Annotated in this window: 16 protein-coding genes; 11 read left to right on the forward strand and 5 right to left on the reverse strand. The window is 59.4% G+C overall.

Going from position 1 to position 16,852, the window contains the following annotated elements:
* Positions 1 to 7 precede the first annotated feature (7 nt).
* The 11 genes from KIK84_RS13410 to KIK84_RS13460 all read left to right on the forward strand — a co-directional run bounded on the left by KIK84_RS13410 (position 8) and on the right by KIK84_RS13460 (position 13,430).
* A complete protein-coding gene (locus KIK84_RS13410) occupies positions 8 to 661 on the forward strand; it encodes an energy-coupling factor ABC transporter permease (protein ID WP_214123617.1) in 654 nt (217 codons plus the stop codon).
* An 11-nt stretch (positions 662 to 672) separates the two neighbouring features.
* On the forward strand, positions 673 to 1,677 hold the full coding sequence (gene cobJ / locus KIK84_RS13415) for a precorrin-3B C(17)-methyltransferase (RefSeq protein WP_214123875.1): 1,005 nt from the start codon (positions 673 to 675) through the stop codon (positions 1,675 to 1,677).
* A gap of 87 nt (positions 1,678 to 1,764) precedes the next feature.
* Positions 1,765 to 2,301 carry a sigma-70 family RNA polymerase sigma factor gene (locus KIK84_RS13420; protein WP_214123618.1) on the forward strand — a complete coding sequence of 179 codons (537 nt, stop codon included), beginning with the start codon at positions 1,765 to 1,767 and terminating at the stop codon, positions 2,299 to 2,301.
* Entirely contained in the window at positions 2,285 to 3,226 is a 942-nt protein-coding gene (locus KIK84_RS13425) for a FecR domain-containing protein (RefSeq protein ID WP_214123619.1), read from the forward strand. Before KIK84_RS13420 ends, KIK84_RS13425 begins: the two co-directional genes overlap by 17 nt.
* A gap of 86 nt (positions 3,227 to 3,312) precedes the next feature.
* Complete coding sequence (locus KIK84_RS13430; RefSeq protein ID WP_214123620.1) at positions 3,313 to 6,114, forward strand: TonB-dependent receptor; 2,802 nt, start codon at positions 3,313 to 3,315, stop codon at positions 6,112 to 6,114.
* Entirely contained in the window at positions 6,104 to 8,911 is a 2,808-nt protein-coding gene (locus tag KIK84_RS13435) for a M16 family metallopeptidase (protein ID WP_214123621.1), read from the forward strand. The genes KIK84_RS13430 and KIK84_RS13435 overlap by 11 nt, the downstream gene beginning before the upstream one ends.
* Positions 8,912 to 8,923: 12 nt before the next feature.
* Complete coding sequence (locus tag KIK84_RS13440; protein WP_214123622.1) at positions 8,924 to 10,600, forward strand: ABC transporter ATP-binding protein/permease; 1,677 nt, start codon at positions 8,924 to 8,926, stop codon at positions 10,598 to 10,600.
* A gap of 15 nt (positions 10,601 to 10,615) precedes the next feature.
* Positions 10,616 to 11,035: a (2Fe-2S) ferredoxin domain-containing protein gene (locus KIK84_RS13445; RefSeq protein ID WP_214123623.1), complete on the forward strand. Its 420-nt coding sequence runs from the start codon at positions 10,616 to 10,618 to the stop codon at positions 11,033 to 11,035.
* The gene (gene cobA, locus KIK84_RS13450; protein ID WP_214123624.1) at positions 11,032 to 11,787 is read left to right on the forward strand and encodes a uroporphyrinogen-III C-methyltransferase; all 756 of its coding nucleotides are present in this window, start codon (positions 11,032 to 11,034) and stop codon (positions 11,785 to 11,787) included. The genes KIK84_RS13445 and cobA overlap by 4 nt, the downstream gene beginning before the upstream one ends.
* A 54-nt stretch (positions 11,788 to 11,841) precedes the next feature.
* Complete coding sequence (locus KIK84_RS13455; protein ID WP_214123625.1) at positions 11,842 to 13,011, forward strand: 6-phosphofructokinase; 1,170 nt, start codon at positions 11,842 to 11,844, stop codon at positions 13,009 to 13,011.
* A 119-nt stretch (positions 13,012 to 13,130) separates the two neighbouring features.
* Positions 13,131 to 13,430: a zinc finger Ran-binding domain-containing protein gene (locus KIK84_RS13460; RefSeq protein ID WP_214123626.1), complete on the forward strand. Its 300-nt coding sequence runs from the start codon at positions 13,131 to 13,133 to the stop codon at positions 13,428 to 13,430.
* Positions 13,431 to 13,436: 6 nt separating this feature from the next.
* Here KIK84_RS13460 and KIK84_RS13465 read toward each other — a convergent pair whose 3' ends face one another.
* The 5 genes from KIK84_RS13465 to KIK84_RS13485 are packed head-to-tail and all read right to left on the reverse strand — an operon-like array spanning position 13,437 to position 16,782.
* Positions 13,437 to 14,042 carry a DUF3299 domain-containing protein gene (locus KIK84_RS13465; protein WP_250207982.1) on the reverse strand — a complete coding sequence of 202 codons (606 nt, stop codon included), beginning with the start codon at positions 14,040 to 14,042 and terminating at the stop codon, positions 13,437 to 13,439.
* A 44-nt stretch (positions 14,043 to 14,086) separates the two neighbouring features.
* The gene (locus KIK84_RS13470) at positions 14,087 to 14,338 is read right to left on the reverse strand and encodes a hypothetical protein (RefSeq protein WP_214123627.1); all 252 of its coding nucleotides are present in this window, start codon (positions 14,336 to 14,338) and stop codon (positions 14,087 to 14,089) included.
* A 37-nt stretch (positions 14,339 to 14,375) separates the two neighbouring features.
* Positions 14,376 to 15,578: an ABC transporter permease gene (locus KIK84_RS13475; RefSeq protein ID WP_214123628.1), complete on the reverse strand. Its 1,203-nt coding sequence runs from the start codon at positions 15,576 to 15,578 to the stop codon at positions 14,376 to 14,378.
* A 23-nt stretch (positions 15,579 to 15,601) separates the two neighbouring features.
* Positions 15,602 to 16,315 (reverse strand): ABC transporter ATP-binding protein, encoded by a 714-nt coding sequence (locus tag KIK84_RS13480; protein WP_214123629.1) that lies wholly within the window; start codon positions 16,313 to 16,315, stop codon positions 15,602 to 15,604.
* Positions 16,312 to 16,782, reverse strand: a complete 471-nt coding sequence (locus tag KIK84_RS13485; protein ID WP_214123630.1) for a Fur family transcriptional regulator — start codon at positions 16,780 to 16,782, stop codon at positions 16,312 to 16,314. Before KIK84_RS13485 ends, KIK84_RS13480 begins: the two co-directional genes overlap by 4 nt.
* Positions 16,783 to 16,852: the final 70 nt, after the last annotated feature.

Consider the following 16,852-nt stretch of genomic DNA (forward strand, 5'->3'; position numbering starts at 1 on the left):
AGTTTTTATGCACATCGAAATCGGCATCCTTACCGACGACAAACTGCTCTACGCAGGCGTGGCCGCTACCGCTTTGGTAGCCGCCCACTTGCCCACCGTGGTGCGCAAGCCCGCCAACCTGCTGCGCACTGCGTTGGCAGCGTTTTTCTTCTCGCTGCTGATGCAGGCATGGCACTTGCCTATTGGCCCGTCCGAACTGCACATGGTGGGCGCTATGCCGATCTACCTGCTGTTTGGTTTTGTGCCCACCCTGCTGGGCTTTGGCGTGGGCTTGTTTTTGCAAGCGGCGCTGTTTGAACCGCAAGACATGCTGCACTTGGCGGTCAACTTCCTGAGTCTGGCTGTTCCATTGATGGCAGTGCACCACACCCTGGGCCAACGCCTGCAGCAACTGAGCGTGCGCAAGGTGTTGCAACTGGATGGTGTGTACTACACCGGCGTGACGCTGATGGTGGGTTTCTGGCTGTCCATCAGCACAGAAACCACTGCATTTGCTCAATGGGCAGCTTTTGCGGCCAGCTACATCAGCTTGGTGCTGCTGGAGCCTGTGCTGACCATGGGCATAGTTGCATTGGGTAGTCGCATGCAAGGCAAGGCACCCCGCCTGCTGCAATGGGCGCTGGATGAAGCGTGGCTGAAACGCACGGCAGTTACAGCATGAGCAACGAACGCATGACCCAACCCGGCAAGATCATGCTGGTGGGCATTGGCCCCGGCAGCGTGGAACACATGACCCAACGGGCCCGCGAGGCCATTGCCGAAGCCGACACGGTGATTGGCTATGTCACCTACATCAAGCTGGTGGCCGATTTGCTGGAAGGCAAAGAGATCATCCGCAAATCCATGACCGAAGAGCTGGACCGCGCTGTGGAAGCGTTGGAGCGGGCGCGTCAGGGCAAAAAGGTGGCGCTCATTTCCTCGGGCGATGCGGGGGTCTACGGTATGGCCGGACCTACCTTTGAAGTGCTGTTCCAAGCCGGGTGGAAGCCACCGCGGGAAGGCGATGGCGCACCGCAAGATGTGGAGCTGGAAGTGGTGCCAGGAGCCTCGGCGCTGAATAGCTGCGCAGCCCGGGTGGGTGCACCGCTGACGCACGACTTTTGCGCCATTTCGCTCTCGGACTTGCTCACGCCTTGGCCGACGATTGCCAAGCGCCTGAACGCTGCGGCGCAGGCCGACTTTGTGGTGGCGCTCTACAACCCCAAGAGCGGGCGACGCACACGCCAGATTGTGGAAGCGCAGCGCCTGTTCTTGTGCCACCGCGACCCCAACACGCCGGTGGCCATCGTCAAGAGCGCATACCGCCGCCGCGAGCGCATCGAGATGACCACCTTGGCCCATATGGTGGATGCCGACATTGGCATGCTGAGCACGGTCATCATTGGCAACAGCAACACCTTTGTGCAGCACGGCCTGATGGTGACGCCACGCGGCTACGCCAACAAGTACGACCTGCAAGACGGCCAAGCCCACACGGGCGAGCGCCCCGGTCGCTCCCTGTCCACAGGGCTGAACGGCTGGCTGGACAACCTGTTTGCTGACCACGATGCGGGCGACAGCGTAGAGCTATTGGCCCAGCGCTTCGGTTTGCCTGCTGGCTACATCCACCAAGTGCTGCAAGAGCCGCTGGAAGTGAGTGCGTCCCCCCACGAGACGGAGGCGGCTGACGAAGCTTGATAAGGAGGGGGTGGCTTAACCCTACAAATGATATTAATTCTCATTTGTGTAAAATTCGCCGTCTTTGGAAAGAAATACAAGCACTCCATGTCGGCCAGCATTGCCACCGCCTCCTCTGCCTCACTCGAACAAATGTACCGATTGGAGTGCGGCTGGCTCACAGGCTGGCTGCGCGCCAAGATGGGGGTTCACCCCGACCGTGCAGCCGACCTGACACAAGACACTTTTGTGCGCGTGCTGCTCGATACATCGCGGGCCGAGATTCGCCAACCCCGCAGCTACTTGGCCACCATTGCACGCGGGCTGGCCATCGACCTGTTCCGGCGACAAGACTTGGAGCAAGCCTATGCCGACTATCTGGCGCACACCAGCCTAGACACCTACCCATCGCCAGAAAGCCAAGCACTGGTGCTAGAGGCTTTGCATACCGTCGATCGCTTACTTCAAGGGCTCAAACCCAAAGCACGCGAGGCATTTTTGCTCTCGCAACTGGAGGGTTTGACCTATGCCGAAATTGCCAAAACACTGGACTTATCGGTCTCATGCGTGAAAAAGTACATGGTGCAAGCTGTAACCCATTGCCTGCTTCACCCCGACTTGCAAGCCTATGCCACCGAATGCTGACCACCAGGTTCTGCAGCAGGCTGCGCACTGGTACGTGCAGCTAGGCTCCCCCGACTGCACCGACCAAGACCGCCACGCTTGGCAAGTTTGGTTGGAGCAAGATAGCCGCCACGCACACGCGTGGCAACGCGTACAAGCGCTGCACCAGCACCTAAGCCCCATACCCAAAGGGATGAGCGGCGCGTTGACCCGCCGACCCAGCATAACGCGACGCCATGCCATCGGTGGTTTGGCTTGTGCACTGCTCGGCTGGGGAACTTGGCAGATAGTGGAACGCCAAACCGATTGGCTAGCCCCCAGCCAGCGCTACAGCACCGAGCGCGGACAACGTCAACGTTGGGTACTGCCTGACGGCAGCCGAGTGCTGCTCGATACCAACAGTGCTGTGCTAGTGCGCTATGGAAACCAGCAACGCACCGTGTACCTAGAGCGAGGACGCATCCAGATAGAAACCGCTCCAGACACCGCGGCAAACGCTCGCCCCTTTGTGGTAACCACGATGCATGGTTCGATTGTGGCCTTGGGCACCCGCTTTACCGTGCAACAAGAAACGGGCTACACACGGGTGGCTGTGCAAGAGCATGCGGTGCAACTGCAACCCGTGACAGGAGCCCCGCTGCGCGTGGAAGCTGGGCAAAGCGCTGATTTAGAGCGCGGCGATGCCCGCATGCGGGCCACCATGCCCGAGGCTACAGCGTGGACTACAGGGCGGCTGCTAGCGCTGCAACAACCGCTGGCAGTGTTTGCACTCGAACTATCGCGCTACAGCCAACGCCCATTCGAAGTTGACCCTCAAATAGCGCAGTTGCGCATCTCTGGTTCTTTTTCATTGGATGACCCGCTGCGCTCAATGCTCACCGCCTTGGACAGTGTGCCGGCTCAATTGGTAGAGCACACGCATTACTGGCAAATCACCCCGCGCTAAGAGCCATCACACCTGCACTGTGTCCTTTTTTGCATCTCGTTCGGCCCCACCCCTGAAGACACATCGATATTTTGGAGGTTGGGTTCATGAAGTGCTGCAGTTTGTTGGACATTCGCCGCGGATGCGCATGCATGCTGGTAGCCGCCGGGGTGGCAGGCCCTTGCTGGGCACAAACATCCGCAGGCGCTAGCTCTGCAAGCCCACACATCGACAGCACCAAGGCGTACGCCATACCAGCGGGCCCATTGCTGCAAGTACTGATGCGCTTTGCCGCCGAAGCAGACATCAATCTGTCGTTTGATGCGGAACTGCTGGCCAACAAACAATCGACCGGACTGCAGGGACGCTATAAGACCTATGAGGGCTTGAGCACACTGCTGCACGGACATGGCTTGCGGGCACAAAGCACACAACATGGCTTCACGGTGGTGAAAGACCAAGACACCCGTCGCACTAGCCAAGAAACGGTGGGTGAGCTGCCTACCGTTACCGTAGTAGATACAGCCATTGGCTCCACCAATGCCCTCTCCCGCGAGATGCTGCAAAGCCTGCCCAGCCTCAATGGCGACTTCACCAGTCAACTCAAAATCAATCCCAACATCCAGTTTGCGGAAACACAGCTGTCATCCCAAACGGGGGGGGAAATCAGCCCGGCCGAGATCAGCATCCACGGCTCCAAGCCATACCAAAATGAAATACTGCTCGATGGCTTTTCGATTGCCAACGACATCGACCCTGGCAGCAAAGGGGTGACCTCTACGCAAGACCCTGAGTTCATTCCTGCGGGCTCACAGGCTTTGGCGGTAGATGCCGATTTGCTATGCAATGTCACCGTCAAAGACAGCAACGTATCGGCCGAATACAGCCGTTTTACAGGCGGCGTGGTAGAGGCCGAGCTGTGCAAAGCCCGCAAAGCCTTTGGCGGCAAAGTATCGGTGGGCTATAGCGGCTCCAACTGGACACACTTGATCATTGATCCCGCCCAAGAAGCGGAATTCAACAATTCCTCCAGCGCCGACAACCAACCCCAATTTCGCAAATGGACTTACAAAGCCAGCGTCGAAACCCGCCCCAGTGCGGATTGGGGCTTGGCCATTAGCACGGTGCGCCGCACCTCTGACATTCCCCTCATCCAATACACCGCCACAGGTCAAACCAATACCCAAACGCGGGTCAATGACACACTGGCGATCAAAGCAGATTGGAGTCCGCAAGGCAGCCGCGACAGCGCGGACTTGACTATGGTCTATGCACCCAGCGAAGGGCGCTATTTCATCAAAAACGCCAAGGACAGCGACTACACCTTGGTCGGTGGCGGCTTGGCTTTGTCCGCCCGTTTGGTACGCGGGTTGGAAGCACAAACTCTCACACAACAACTCAGCTTCACACAAACACAGCAATCGCGCCAATCCGACACCGATTACTACACCCCCTGGCGCTGGTCCACCGCCAAAAACTGGGGCGATCGGTCTTTGTCCAGCAACGCGGTCACCACCACCAGCATTGAGGGCAGTTTTGGCAATGTGGAGCAGCAGCTCCAAACGTGGAATTACAAAATCAAATCCCAGCTCGATAGCTGGGATTGGGGCAAAGCCCAGCACCGCATGAGCACAGGCTTGGATCTCAAGCAGCAAAATGCCAAATACCAGCGCGTCAACGACTTCACCCAGTATTACGGCAACCCTACGCAAATCACCGCATGGACCAGCTCTCTGACGCAAGCCGGTTGTGCACTCGATATCCATGGTTGCTCCACCTCCCCCACGCTAACCAGTGGTAGCTTGGGCCAATACTTTCGCAACCGCTACGTGTACAAGGCCGGTACGCTGGATGTCGATGCCCAATCCTTCGGTGCGTTTGTAGAGGATCAAATCCGCTGGAACGACTGGACGTGGACACTGGGGGCACGGGTGGACTACGACTCTTTGGTAGATGACACCAATGTGGCACCTCGCAGCAAAATGGACTGGGATGCCACAGAGGACCTGCGCCTGACTGCTGGCTTGAATCGCTACTACGGGCGCTCCCTCATGGCTTATGCCTTGCAAGAGCGTGTGCGCAGTCTGCGCTACACGCAAACACGCAATTCCGGTTCACTCACTTGGAATACAGCAACGCAAAACCGCCCTGCCAACCGCTTGCAAGACATCGACAGCCCTTACGACGACGAGTTGTTCCTGGGCATGCAGTGGAATTTGCAAACATGGGGAACTTGGGAAGCGGGCCTTACAGGGCGTGAAGGAAAAAACCAAATCGTCAAAAAAATCTACCGCAACCAAACCGGATGCGACGCCAACCAGTGCTATGTGTACACCAACAGTGGGGGCAGCACGACGGTGGATTTCACGTTGGGTTGGAGCAGCAACGAGCATTGGAACTGGGGCCCGACCGAAACCACTGCATGGGCCTCGTTCAACAAAAGCGATGTGCGCAGCAACTACAGCACCTATGCGGACACCTACAGCGCCACGGATGACGAAATCGTCCAATACAACGGTCAGTTCATGCGCTATGCGGACATGCCCGCAGACAACTACAACCGCCCGTGGACTCTGCGCTTAGCAGCAATGACCAAAGTGCCACGGCACGATCTCACCATCACCAACGTGCTGCGCATTCGCGCCGGTTATGAGCAAATGACACAGACGGGCACCACCACCTACAACGACACCACCGTCGATGTCTGGTCTAGCACCAAGCTGGCAGAGGCGGTAACGCTGGACACCGTGCTGCAGTGGACCCCGTATGTCCGCAAAAAACAGCAGCTGGATGTGAAGCTCACGATAGAAAACATCTTGGATCGCGCCAATATGACCACCACCACGAGCAGCTATGCCACCTATGAACGCGGACGTACTTTTATGCTGGAGGTGGGTTATGTGTTTTGAGTCCGTGTCTCGCTGGTTGAAGCAAAGCGCTGTTTGGACATGCTGGGCGCTGCTAGCCATCCATGGCAGCCATGCCGGTGCACAAACCCCACTCCAATGGGATGCCAAGGTGGTGCGTGGTGAACTGCCCAATGGGCTGCAATACTTTGTGGTTCCCAACACCGCACCGCACAAGGCAGTGCAAATGCAGCTATTGGTAAAAGTGGGGTCACTGGATGAAACTGCCCAGCAATCCGGGGTTGCACACATGGTGGAGCACATGGTGTTCCATGAAAGCCAAGATTTCCCCCAAGCACTGCATGGGCGCATTCAAGAGCTGGGTTGGCGCATTGGTAGCCAAGTCAATGCGGTCACCAATTACGAGCGCACGCTCTACATGCTGCAATTGGAAGGCGCGCAATCGCAGCAGTGGGACGAAGGCCTGCACTTGCTCTCACAAATAGCGGGCGGGGCCCGCATCCTTGGCCCCAGCTTGGACAAAGAGCGCCGCATTGTCTTGGAAGAGTGGCGCGGCAAACTAGGCATCACTGAACGCATGGAACGCCAGCGCCGCGAACTACTGCGCGCAGGCTCACTCTACCCAGAACGCCCCACCATCGGTAGCGAAGCAGGTATACGCCACCACAGTGCACAGACCTTGCAGCAGTTCTACCGCACCTGGTATCACCCCAACAACATGGCTTTGCTGATTGTGGGAGAGGTGGATGTTGCGCAGGTACAGCAACGCATTGCGCATTGGTTCGCTGCTTGGCAACGAGCCGACCTACCAGCGCGTGCTAACCCTGACCCCGTGCTAACGCCCGGTTTACGCATCGCCCGCATGCAAGACCCCGAAAGTGGCTCCAGCCAAGTGGCGTGGGTATACCGCTTCCAGGGCGATGAATCCGCCACCGAAACAGGCTTACGAGAGCGCTTATTGGATATGGCGACCAATGCCCTGTTGGTACAGCAAGTACGGCGACTCAACACCCAACTACCCACTGACGTAGAAAGCCTGACCACAGCCAAAGGCCAAATAGGGCGCACAACATTCACCTTGGCGTTGGCAGCCAGGGTATCGGTCAATGGGCATGCACAAGGTTTGCGCACCCTCTTAGAGACATTGGAGCGGCTGCGCCGGGATGGTTTCTATGCCAGCGACTGGGACAATCTGCGCACGCAATACCAGCAAAGCAATGCCCAAACCGTACTGCGTGCTCAGCAACGCGATAACCAGCAGTGGATTCAGCTTTTGGCAGAAGTGGTGACCCAAGAACGGATACTGCAAGATCCGGTGCAAAAGCAAACCATGGTGCAAAACGCGCTGGACTCGCTCACCCTGCAAGACATCAACCACCGCTTGCGCACATGGCTTGCCAGCGCGGATCAATTGCTTTTCATGATGGCACCGGGCACTACCGAATTGCACCTGCCCACGCACAGCGCCGTGCAAGACCTGCAACACCAAGTAGGCCAAGCCAACTGGCCTGCTTTGCCATTGGCCACGCAAGCCCAAACAAACACCTCCGCACTGCCCACACCGCCAGAGAGCCAACTGTCAGGCAGCGTGCTAGCGCGTCAACGATTCGGTGATGTGGTGCACTGGCAATTGAGCAATGGCGACCAACTGGTTTGGCTGCAGCGTGCCAATCAAGGACAAACGATGTACTTTGCCGCCGAATCGGCAGCAGGCTATCGACTACCGGGTCACGCAGCATGGCAAAACCAACTCGCCCAGCAACTGGGCGCACAAAGCGCGCCCCAAGGGTGGAGCCAAGAGCAATTCACACGCTGGCTGCAGCAGCAACCCCGCCTTGACAGCACGCAAACCGCCACGGCATGGACATGGCAATCACAAACCAAGGCCAGTCAATTGCGCCAGTTATGGCACCAATACTGGCTGCGCCAAAGCATGACACACATCAGCGACACGGCCTTGCTAGAGAGCACGCGCAGCTTGGCACGCCAAATCAGCCGCAGCAGTACCAGCAGCAAAGACCAAGCGGCCTTGGCCATGGCTGCCATGCGCTGGGAACTGCAAAGCCAAGATGCCCCACCCGACGCCCTGAGCCTGCAAAATTTGCAAGCTAGCAGCTTGCAAACCCTGTGGGCAGCACACACGGCTCTGCCAGTCACTTACTACCTGAGTGGACAAGCCGATGAACAAGAAGTGCAGCACTGGGCCGAGCGCTACTTGGCCAGCCTGCCACGCCGCCAAACAGACCCACCAGCACCTACCGCCCAAGCGCTGCCAACACACCGAGGGACGCAAGAACAAGTGCTGTCCATTGGGTTGGAGCCACAGGCCTCGGTACAAGCCTATGGGGCCACGCCGATGGTGTGGGATCCACTGGTTGCTATGCGTGTCAAAGTGCTGTCACAGGCGCTCTACCGCGCACTGCGCCACGAACTGCGCGAAAAAGAGAACGGCATTTACCGCCTGCGTTTTAACCTCACGCTCAACCCCAGCACCCAGATGCTGGAGAGTGAAATAGCCTTCACAGCCGATCCAGAGCGCATGCCCCAGCTATGGCAACGCGCCCAAACCTTGCTGGCCCAACCGGCCAACTACATCGACCCAGCGCAACTGCCAAGCATCAGCCAAACCCTGCAGCAATCGGAAGCACAGCGCCAGCTCGACGATGCCAGCTGGTTTTTGCGCCTGCAACTGAGCTGGCAACACTACCGCGACGCCCGTTATCTGCAACAAGCCCCCCAACTGGCTGCTCAACTGAGCAGCAGCAGCGTGCTGGACTTGGCCCGCACCATCGACCTGCGCCGTGACTTGGCCAGCGTGCTGGTTTATCCCCGCCCTTGAGACTGTTTCTGCATGGACACTTTGCGCAATTTTTATTCCTTGGCCCGCCCCTTTTGGGGCGATAAGAAAAACTGGCGGGCTTGGTTACTGTTGCTCAGCATCATTGGCCTAGGGTTGGTGCTGGTACGCATGAACGTGTGGTTCAGCTTTTGGAACAAAGAGTTTTATGACGCCTTGGCTGCGTTGGATACGGACAAAATTTATCCCCTGTTAGGACAGTACTGCTTGCTCATTGCCGGGGCTGTGTTGGTGGCGGTATACGTCGATTGGCTGCGCAAGCTGCTCATCCTGCGCTGGCGTGAAGCGCTCACTGCCAGCCTGATCAGCCAATGGTTGCAGCACCACGCCTTCTACCGCCTAGGCTTGCAAAACGAACCCGACAACCCCGACCAACGCATCGCTGAAGACGCCAACCTCTTGGTCACCGACAGCTTGGATATCTTGCGCTCCTTTATCAACGCAGTAGCCAAAATCGTGTCCTTCGTCGGCATGCTGTGGGTCATGTCCAGCCAATTGATGCTGCCCTGGAATGGTCAAGACCTGCACATCCCGGGCTATCTGGTCTGGTTCAGTTTGGGCTACGCCTTGTTGGGTGCGGTCATTACCCACGCCATCGGTAAGCGCTTGTTCCAACTGAACTGGGAACAGCAACGCAGCGAAGCCAGTTTTCGCGCATCCCTGCTGCGCAAACGCGACCATGCCGAGCAAATCGCCCTGTATGGAGGCGAAGCACGCGAGCAACAACACTTGCTACACCAATTTCGCAGCATTGCCAGCAATTGGGTCGCCCTCATGAACCGCGAACGCATGCTGGGCTTTTTCACCGTCGGCTACAACCGGGCCAACTCGATGGTGCCGCTGTTTGCTGCCATGCCCGCGTTTTTGCACAAGTCCATCAGCTTTGGCGACATGATGCAAATCAGCACCGCCTTCATGCAAGTGAGCACCGCCATGAGTTGGTTTGTGCAAGCCTATGACGAACTGGCCAAACTCTCGGCCACTATCCAGCGATTGGCCCAATTCCAGCGTGCCATTGGCAGCGAACACCAGCAATGGAAACCACCAAGCACTGCACCCCAACTGCGCACCAATGCCTTGGTAGTACACAAACCCAATGGCATGGCGCTGCTGGCGCCGACCACGCTCTGCGCCCAAGCAGGCCAATGGTTGCACCTGCATGGCCCCAGCGGACTGGGCAAATCCACCCTGTTGCGCACCCTGAGCGGCATCTGGCCCTACTACCAGGGGCACTACAACACTCACGCGGGGCGCACCTTGTTGCTGCCCCAACAACCTTACTTGCCCGAAGACAGCTTGCGCGCCCTGCTGCAATACCCAGCCCCCAGTTCCACAGTAGTGGACAGCGCCATACTGCACCGAGCTTTGAGCTTGGTTGGTTTGGCTCACTTGCACGACCATTTGGAAACACACCAAGAGTGGCAGCGGGTGCTATCGGGCGGAGAGCAGCAGCGCCTGTCCATCGCCCGGGCCTTGGTCTACCAGCCCGACTGTTTGCTATTGGACGAAGCCACCAGCCAACTGGACGAAACTGCCAGCCTGCAACTCATGCACACCCTGCGCCAGCAGCTACCCCAATGCGCTGTGCTGGCCATTACCCACCAAACGGTGCTGCATCCCGTGTTTGACGAGCGCATCAGCTTGCAGCCAGCCAGCACCCAGGGTCACTAAAATCCCCCGCTCACCATGAGCGAAACATCCTCCCCATCCGTCAACACCACCGCCCCTGCCCCGGCAGAGGTGGTGAAACCCAAAATTGGCAGCTACCGCCGCCATTTGCTGATTTGCACCGGCCCGCGCTGCACCCAAGACGGACAGTCACAAGCACTGTTTGACAGTCTGGGACCCAAGTTCAAAGCCGCTGGGCTGGACGCGGGCGATCTGCGCGTCAAACGCTCGCGTGTGGGCTGCTTTGCCGCCTGCAAGGGCGGGCCTATTGTGTGCGTGCAGCCCGATGGCACGTGGTACTACAACGTGACCGAAGCCAATATGGATCGCATCATCCACAACCACTTGGTTCATGGCGAAGTGGTGGCCGATTTGGTGTTTCATCAGGGGCCCGATGGTTCTGGTGAATCAGGCAAATCCTGCGGAGACGCAGCATGAGCCTGTCCAATTTGTCGGTGCAAACACCGGGCACAGTGTCACTGGTAGGGGCTGGCCCCGGTGACGTGGAACTGCTCACACTGCGCGCATGGCAGCGCCTGCGCATGGCCGATGTGGTGCTGTACGACAACCTCGTCAGCCCCGAAGTGCTGGCGCTGGTCAACCCACAGGCCAAGCAGGTGTACGTGGGCAAGAAAAAGTCCAACCACACCCTGCCGCAAGAGGACATTTGCCAGCTGCTGGTGGACGAAGCGCGCCAAGGCGTGCGCGTGGTGCGCCTCAAAGGCGGTGACCCCTTTGTGTTTGGCCGCGGAGGTGAGGAGCTGGAATTTGTCGTACAGCACGGTATTGCCGTCGAGGTGGTGCCCGGCATCACCGCCGCACTGGGCGCGGGGGCGGCGTTTGGCTTTCCACTCACCCACCGTGACCACGCGCAAAGCTGCCTGTTCGTCACCGGCCATGTGCAGGACAACGGTGTGCCGCTGAACTGGCCCGCCTTAGCCCAGCCCAACCAAACGCTGGTGTTCTACATGGGCATCACCGGGCTGGACGAAATCGCCACCCAACTGCAAGCCGCTGGCCTGCCCGCCACCACCCCTGCTGCCTTGGTCTACAAAGCCACTTGGCCTGAGCAGCGCATGGTGGTGAGCAGTCTGCAGCACTTGGCGCAAGACGCGCAGCAGCACGCCATCAAGCCCCCTGCTTTGCTGGTGGTGGGGGGGGTGGTGAGCTTGACGAACATCAAGCGCTAGGGCTACACCCTCTCCTATGCTGCAGCTTGGTTGCAGGACAGGAGAGGAGACGCCATGAGCACCATCAACCCACCCACACTACCCATACGCCGCATCGCCATCAGCACCGGGGGTGGCGATGCCCCAGGGCTCAATGCCGTGATCCGCTCCGTGGTGCTGGCCGCTACCCGTTTGGGCTGGGAGTGCATTGGCATCCGCGACGGCTACAACGGAGTGCTGCAGCCCGACCAGTACCCGCATGGCGGCACGCTGGTGCTGGACCGCGAAGCCGTGCGCGGCATAGCCCACTTGGGTGGCACCATTTTGGGCTCCACCAACAAAGGCAACCCCTTTCACTACCCCGTGCGGCAAGCCGATGGCAGCGAGCGCGATACCGACCGATCCGACGAATTGCTGGACTGGTTCGCCCGCCACGGCGTGGACGCGTTGGTGAGCATAGGCGGCGATGGCTCGCTGACCATTGCCGATGGCTTGCAGCGCAAAGGCTTGCGCGTGGTATGCGTACCCAAAACCATAGACAACGACTTGGACAAAACCCAAAACACCTTTGGCTTTGACACCGCCGTGGCCTTTGCCACCGACTGCTTGGATCGCCTGCACAGCACGGCGCAAAGCCACCACCGCGTGATGGTGGTGGAGGTAATGGGCCGCTACGCCGGCTGGATTGCGCTGCATGCGGGCATGGCCGGCGGGGCACACGCCATACTGATCCCCGAAATCCCGTTTGACATAGAAGCCGTGGCCGCCAAAGTGCGCACGCGCGAAGCCGCTGGCCGCCACTACACCCTGGTGGTGGTGGCCGAGGGTGCCCAACCCCAGCAAGGTGAGCGCGCCGTGGCGCAGGCCGCCCGCATAGGCCAAGCCGAGCGGCTGGGCGGCATAGGCGAACAAGTGGCCGAGCAACTGGCCACCCTAACGGGCAAAGACACCCGCACCGTGGTGCTGGGCCACCTGCTGCGTGGCGGCAGCCCCACCGCGTTTGACCGCATCACCTCGCTGCGCTTTGGCAGCGCCGCCGTGCGTGCACTGGTGCAAGGCCTGTCAGGCGTGATGGTCTCCTTGGCCTACCCCAACGTGGTCTACGTGCCACTGGGCGAAGTAGCTGGTCGCATGAAAACCGTGCCTGCCGACAGTGACACCTTGCGAACGGCACGGGATATTGGAATTTGTTTGGGGGAGACCGCACTTAGTGCTGCCGAACGGTTGTCTGCTGCGGGGGGGTAGCGCACCGGATATGGCGAATATTCCACGACGACAATACTAGTGAGCAACTAATTTGCACAAAGATAATTGGCATGGGATGCAGCTTTGCTCCGTGCTAATCGCCAATGAAGGAGAAGACAATGTTTTGCCCCACCTGCAACACCCAAAACTCCGCCACATCAGTTCGCTGCTTCCAATGTGGCACCACACTGATAAACGAAGCAGTCCAAAGCAAAGCCTCCCTTGACGCAGAGAAATCCTTGGATGCACGACTCTATGGCCACATAGGTGCTATTGCAGGTTTTGTATTGGGCATGGCTGCCAACGCAATAATTCCCGGTGTTCTTTTGGAAACTCGCTACACCCCAATAGCCAGTGCAGTTTTAGGCTTTGCAATCGGGCGCTTTTTCGCATGGCAACGGTGGAAAGATTGGCACTAAAACGCCTCAATCGACCGCTTTGGCCCCCGTCATGCGGTAGTACAACCCATAGGGATCGTCTTCCAGCACAGCGAATTGGCCTTCCACGACCACGGGGGCCATGGTGTATTTGATGCCACGATCCATCTTCACTTCAATCATGCTCTCAGGACCACCGGGCAAGCAAAAAGGGCACGTCAGCGGCACGGAGCTGACCAAGAAATGGGTTTGTTTCTCGCCCGGCTCCAGGGGCATCATGTAGCCCTGCACACGCAAGGTTTTGCTGTCCAGGTACTGGATGTCATCGGGAAACACGGGCAGCAAGCGGTTTTTGATGCGCTTGGTCTTGACGGCGGTGAGCAAGCTCCAAGGCAGCACATCGTTGCGCTCTTTGAGGGCGGGAAACAGGCTGTGCTGGCTGTACACACCCGCACCAGAGCCAAGGCGGGTGGCGTCGCCCACTGCAGCGGGGGCGGCGTTTGCACCGCCTGCTCCAGCCCCTGCTGTGGCGTTGGCTGCCGAGGACTGGGCTTGCGCGTCGCCACTGGTACTGCCCAACATGAAGGTAACGCCCAGCACCATGAAAACCAGCAAGCCAAGGCTGGCGACGATGGTTTTGATCAATGCAATCATGGCGGCCCCTCAAGAAAATGGTCTAGCACAAGCCGCAATGGTACTCAGTGCTCGTGTTTCATGCCGCAGTATTTGCCAATGGCGATGCCTTTGCAGGCCATTTCAAGCTGCTTAAAGCAGGTTTGCTCGTCTTTGCCTGCTTCGCGGCATTTGGCGGCGGCTTCGTGGGCGGCGGCGATGGCACGGTGGCGGGCGATGTCTTGCTGGGTATCCGCATCGGACTCTTTTGCTACAGAAACTGTAGCTGCTCCAGCAATCAGCAGTAGGGCTAGAAGGCGTTTTGGCATATAGGACATGGTTGCTTCTCCGGTTCAGGGTGGTGGATGGATGGGGTTAACTGCGCTGCAACTGCTGCAGCACGCTGATGCGGTACACGCTCCACACCGGCAGCAGCGCCGCCAGCAGGGCTACGGCCAGTGCCACCACGGGCACCAGCCACAAAGTACTGAGCCACGCTAGGCCAGCGATGAGCAGGGTTTGGTCCAGCGCCATTTGGTGGGCCAGCAGCCACGCGCCGCCCTGCCCCAGCAGCAAGCCCAGCGCAGCCGCCAGCATGGCCAACCAGACCGCCTCAGCCAGCAGCAAGCCAGCCAGTTGCGCGGGCGATGCCCCCAGCATGCGCAGCAAGGCTAGGTCGGCCTGGCGTTCGCGCACGGCGCTCCACAGAGCGATAAAGACGCTCATGCCCGCCGTGGCCAGCATGACGATGGCAAAGCCCTGCAGCACGTCGGTGCCCAGCCCCATCATGTGCAGCAAGCGGGTTATCTCAAAAGCGGGGGCGGCCGCTTGCATGTCGGTCTGCGCATTGACCCAGCGTGGAAAGGTCACGGCTGCCAGCGGCGTGTTGTAGCGCACCAGCGCCATGGTGACTTCGCGCTCTTCTTGCAGCACTTTGAGGTCGTCGGCATCGTTGGCGGTGGCCGCTTCGTGCACTTTCCACACGCTGGCGGTGTCGGTGAGGATGAGCCTATCGACCACGCCGCCGGTGGGCTTGAGCACGCCCACGATGTCGTACGGGAACTCACCGTGCACATGGCCGCCCATGCCCAAACCGTGGCTGCCCACAAAGCGGTCACCCAGCTTCATGCCCACAGTTTTGGCCACCGCTGCGCCAATGACCGCTTGCATGGGCCCGGTCCACAGTTGGCCCTCTTGCAGTTCTACGCCATAAAGCTGGGCGTAGTCGGTGCTGGTGCCGACGATGCGAAAGCCACGGAAGTTGTCGCCCAAGCTAATGGGGATGACTTGCTGCACCTGCGGGTTGCTGCGCAAGGTGCTGAGCGCTTTGAGCGGAATGTTGCCCGGTGGAATATCGATGTGCAGCACCCCGCTCAGAATGAGCTGCATGGGGCTGCCTTTGGCACCCACCACGGCGTCGATGCCGTGCAAATCGCGCTTGAAAGCCTGGTCGATCTGGTTGATGGTCATGAGCACAAAGGCCATGGACGCCAGCCCGAGCGAGAGCAACACCAAATTGAGCACCGCCGACAGCGGCCGTGACCACCAGTAGCGCCAAGCGAGGATCCAAGTTTGCATCATGGCGTATTACTCAATTGCTATTATTTTGATAGCGCACCCAGCTTGAAGGACATGCTGTGCAGGCTGTTTTGATCTATATCTTGGGCACGCAGCCAGTGCGCCACGCGGGCGTCGTGGGTGGCAATGACCAAGCTGGCATTGAGCCGCTGCGCGGTTTGGTAGAGCAAACCCAGTGCGGCGTGGGCGGAGTCGTCGTCCAAGCTGGCGGTGGGCTCATCGGCCAGCAGCACCTGCGGTGCCTGCAGCACGGCGCGCGCCAGTGCCACGCGCTGCGCTTGGCCGCCCGAGAGCTGGGCCGGTTTGCGTCCCGCCAGCGCGGCCACATCCAGCACGTCCAAGGCTCGGTGGATGGCCTGTTGGCGCTCGACACCGCTTTGCTGGCTGCGCGCCGCCCACTGGGCCAAGGCCAGGTTTTGCTGCACCGTCAGCGCCGGGCTCAGGTGCAGCTTTTGCGGCAAGAAGCCAATGGCACGGGCACGCCACGCATCAGCCTGCTGGGGGGCCAGTTGGGCCATGTTTTGCCCGGCGACCACAAATTGCCACGCATCGGGCGCGGCCAAGTCCGGTGCCTGCACAGGCATCAAACCCGCCACCAAAGCCAACCAGGTGGATTTGCCACTGCCAGAGGGGCCACTCAACAAGAGGGTGTGGCCTTGTGGCAGGTCTATGTCGGGGAAGGACAGCGCGTGCTGGGTGCCGGGGTAACGGTGGGACAGGCTGCGGGTGGTAATCATTTTTCAGCGCAATCCACGCACAAACCGCGTACGGCCACATCCACGTGCAAATCGCGGTAGCCCAGCGACCGCAGGGCCTCCACCGCCATTTGGCTGGCGCGCTCCAATGCCTCTTGCTGGTCATGCAGCGCTTCTGAAAGCGGTTTGTCTTGGTGGCAGCTCTGGCACTCAAAGTGGGGCAAAGCCAGCACGCTGGCAGGCATGCTTTGGTAGCGGCGCACGCGGTTGGCATCGACACGGCACAGCAGCAAGCCTACTTGGGTGAGGCGATCTACCAAGCGGTAGAGGGTGACTTTGTCCACGGCCACGTCCGGGTCGGCACTCAGCGCATCGAGCAACTGGGCGTGGGTAAAACTGGTGTCGGGGTGGGCCAAGAACCAGCCCAGCACGCGCCGCCCCATGGTCGTGCGGCGCAGGCCGTGGGCAGCCAGCAGGGCGTTGATGGGATCGTTGGCATCGGCAGTCATGGCGCAAGCTCCGGGTTGGGGCAAATTTGTATTGCAACAAAGTTGCGATAAACTATACCGCAATTAGGTT

Source organism: Curvibacter sp. CHRR-16 (genome assembly GCF_018474005.1).
GTDB lineage: Bacteria > Pseudomonadota > Gammaproteobacteria > Burkholderiales > Burkholderiaceae_C > Allorhodoferax.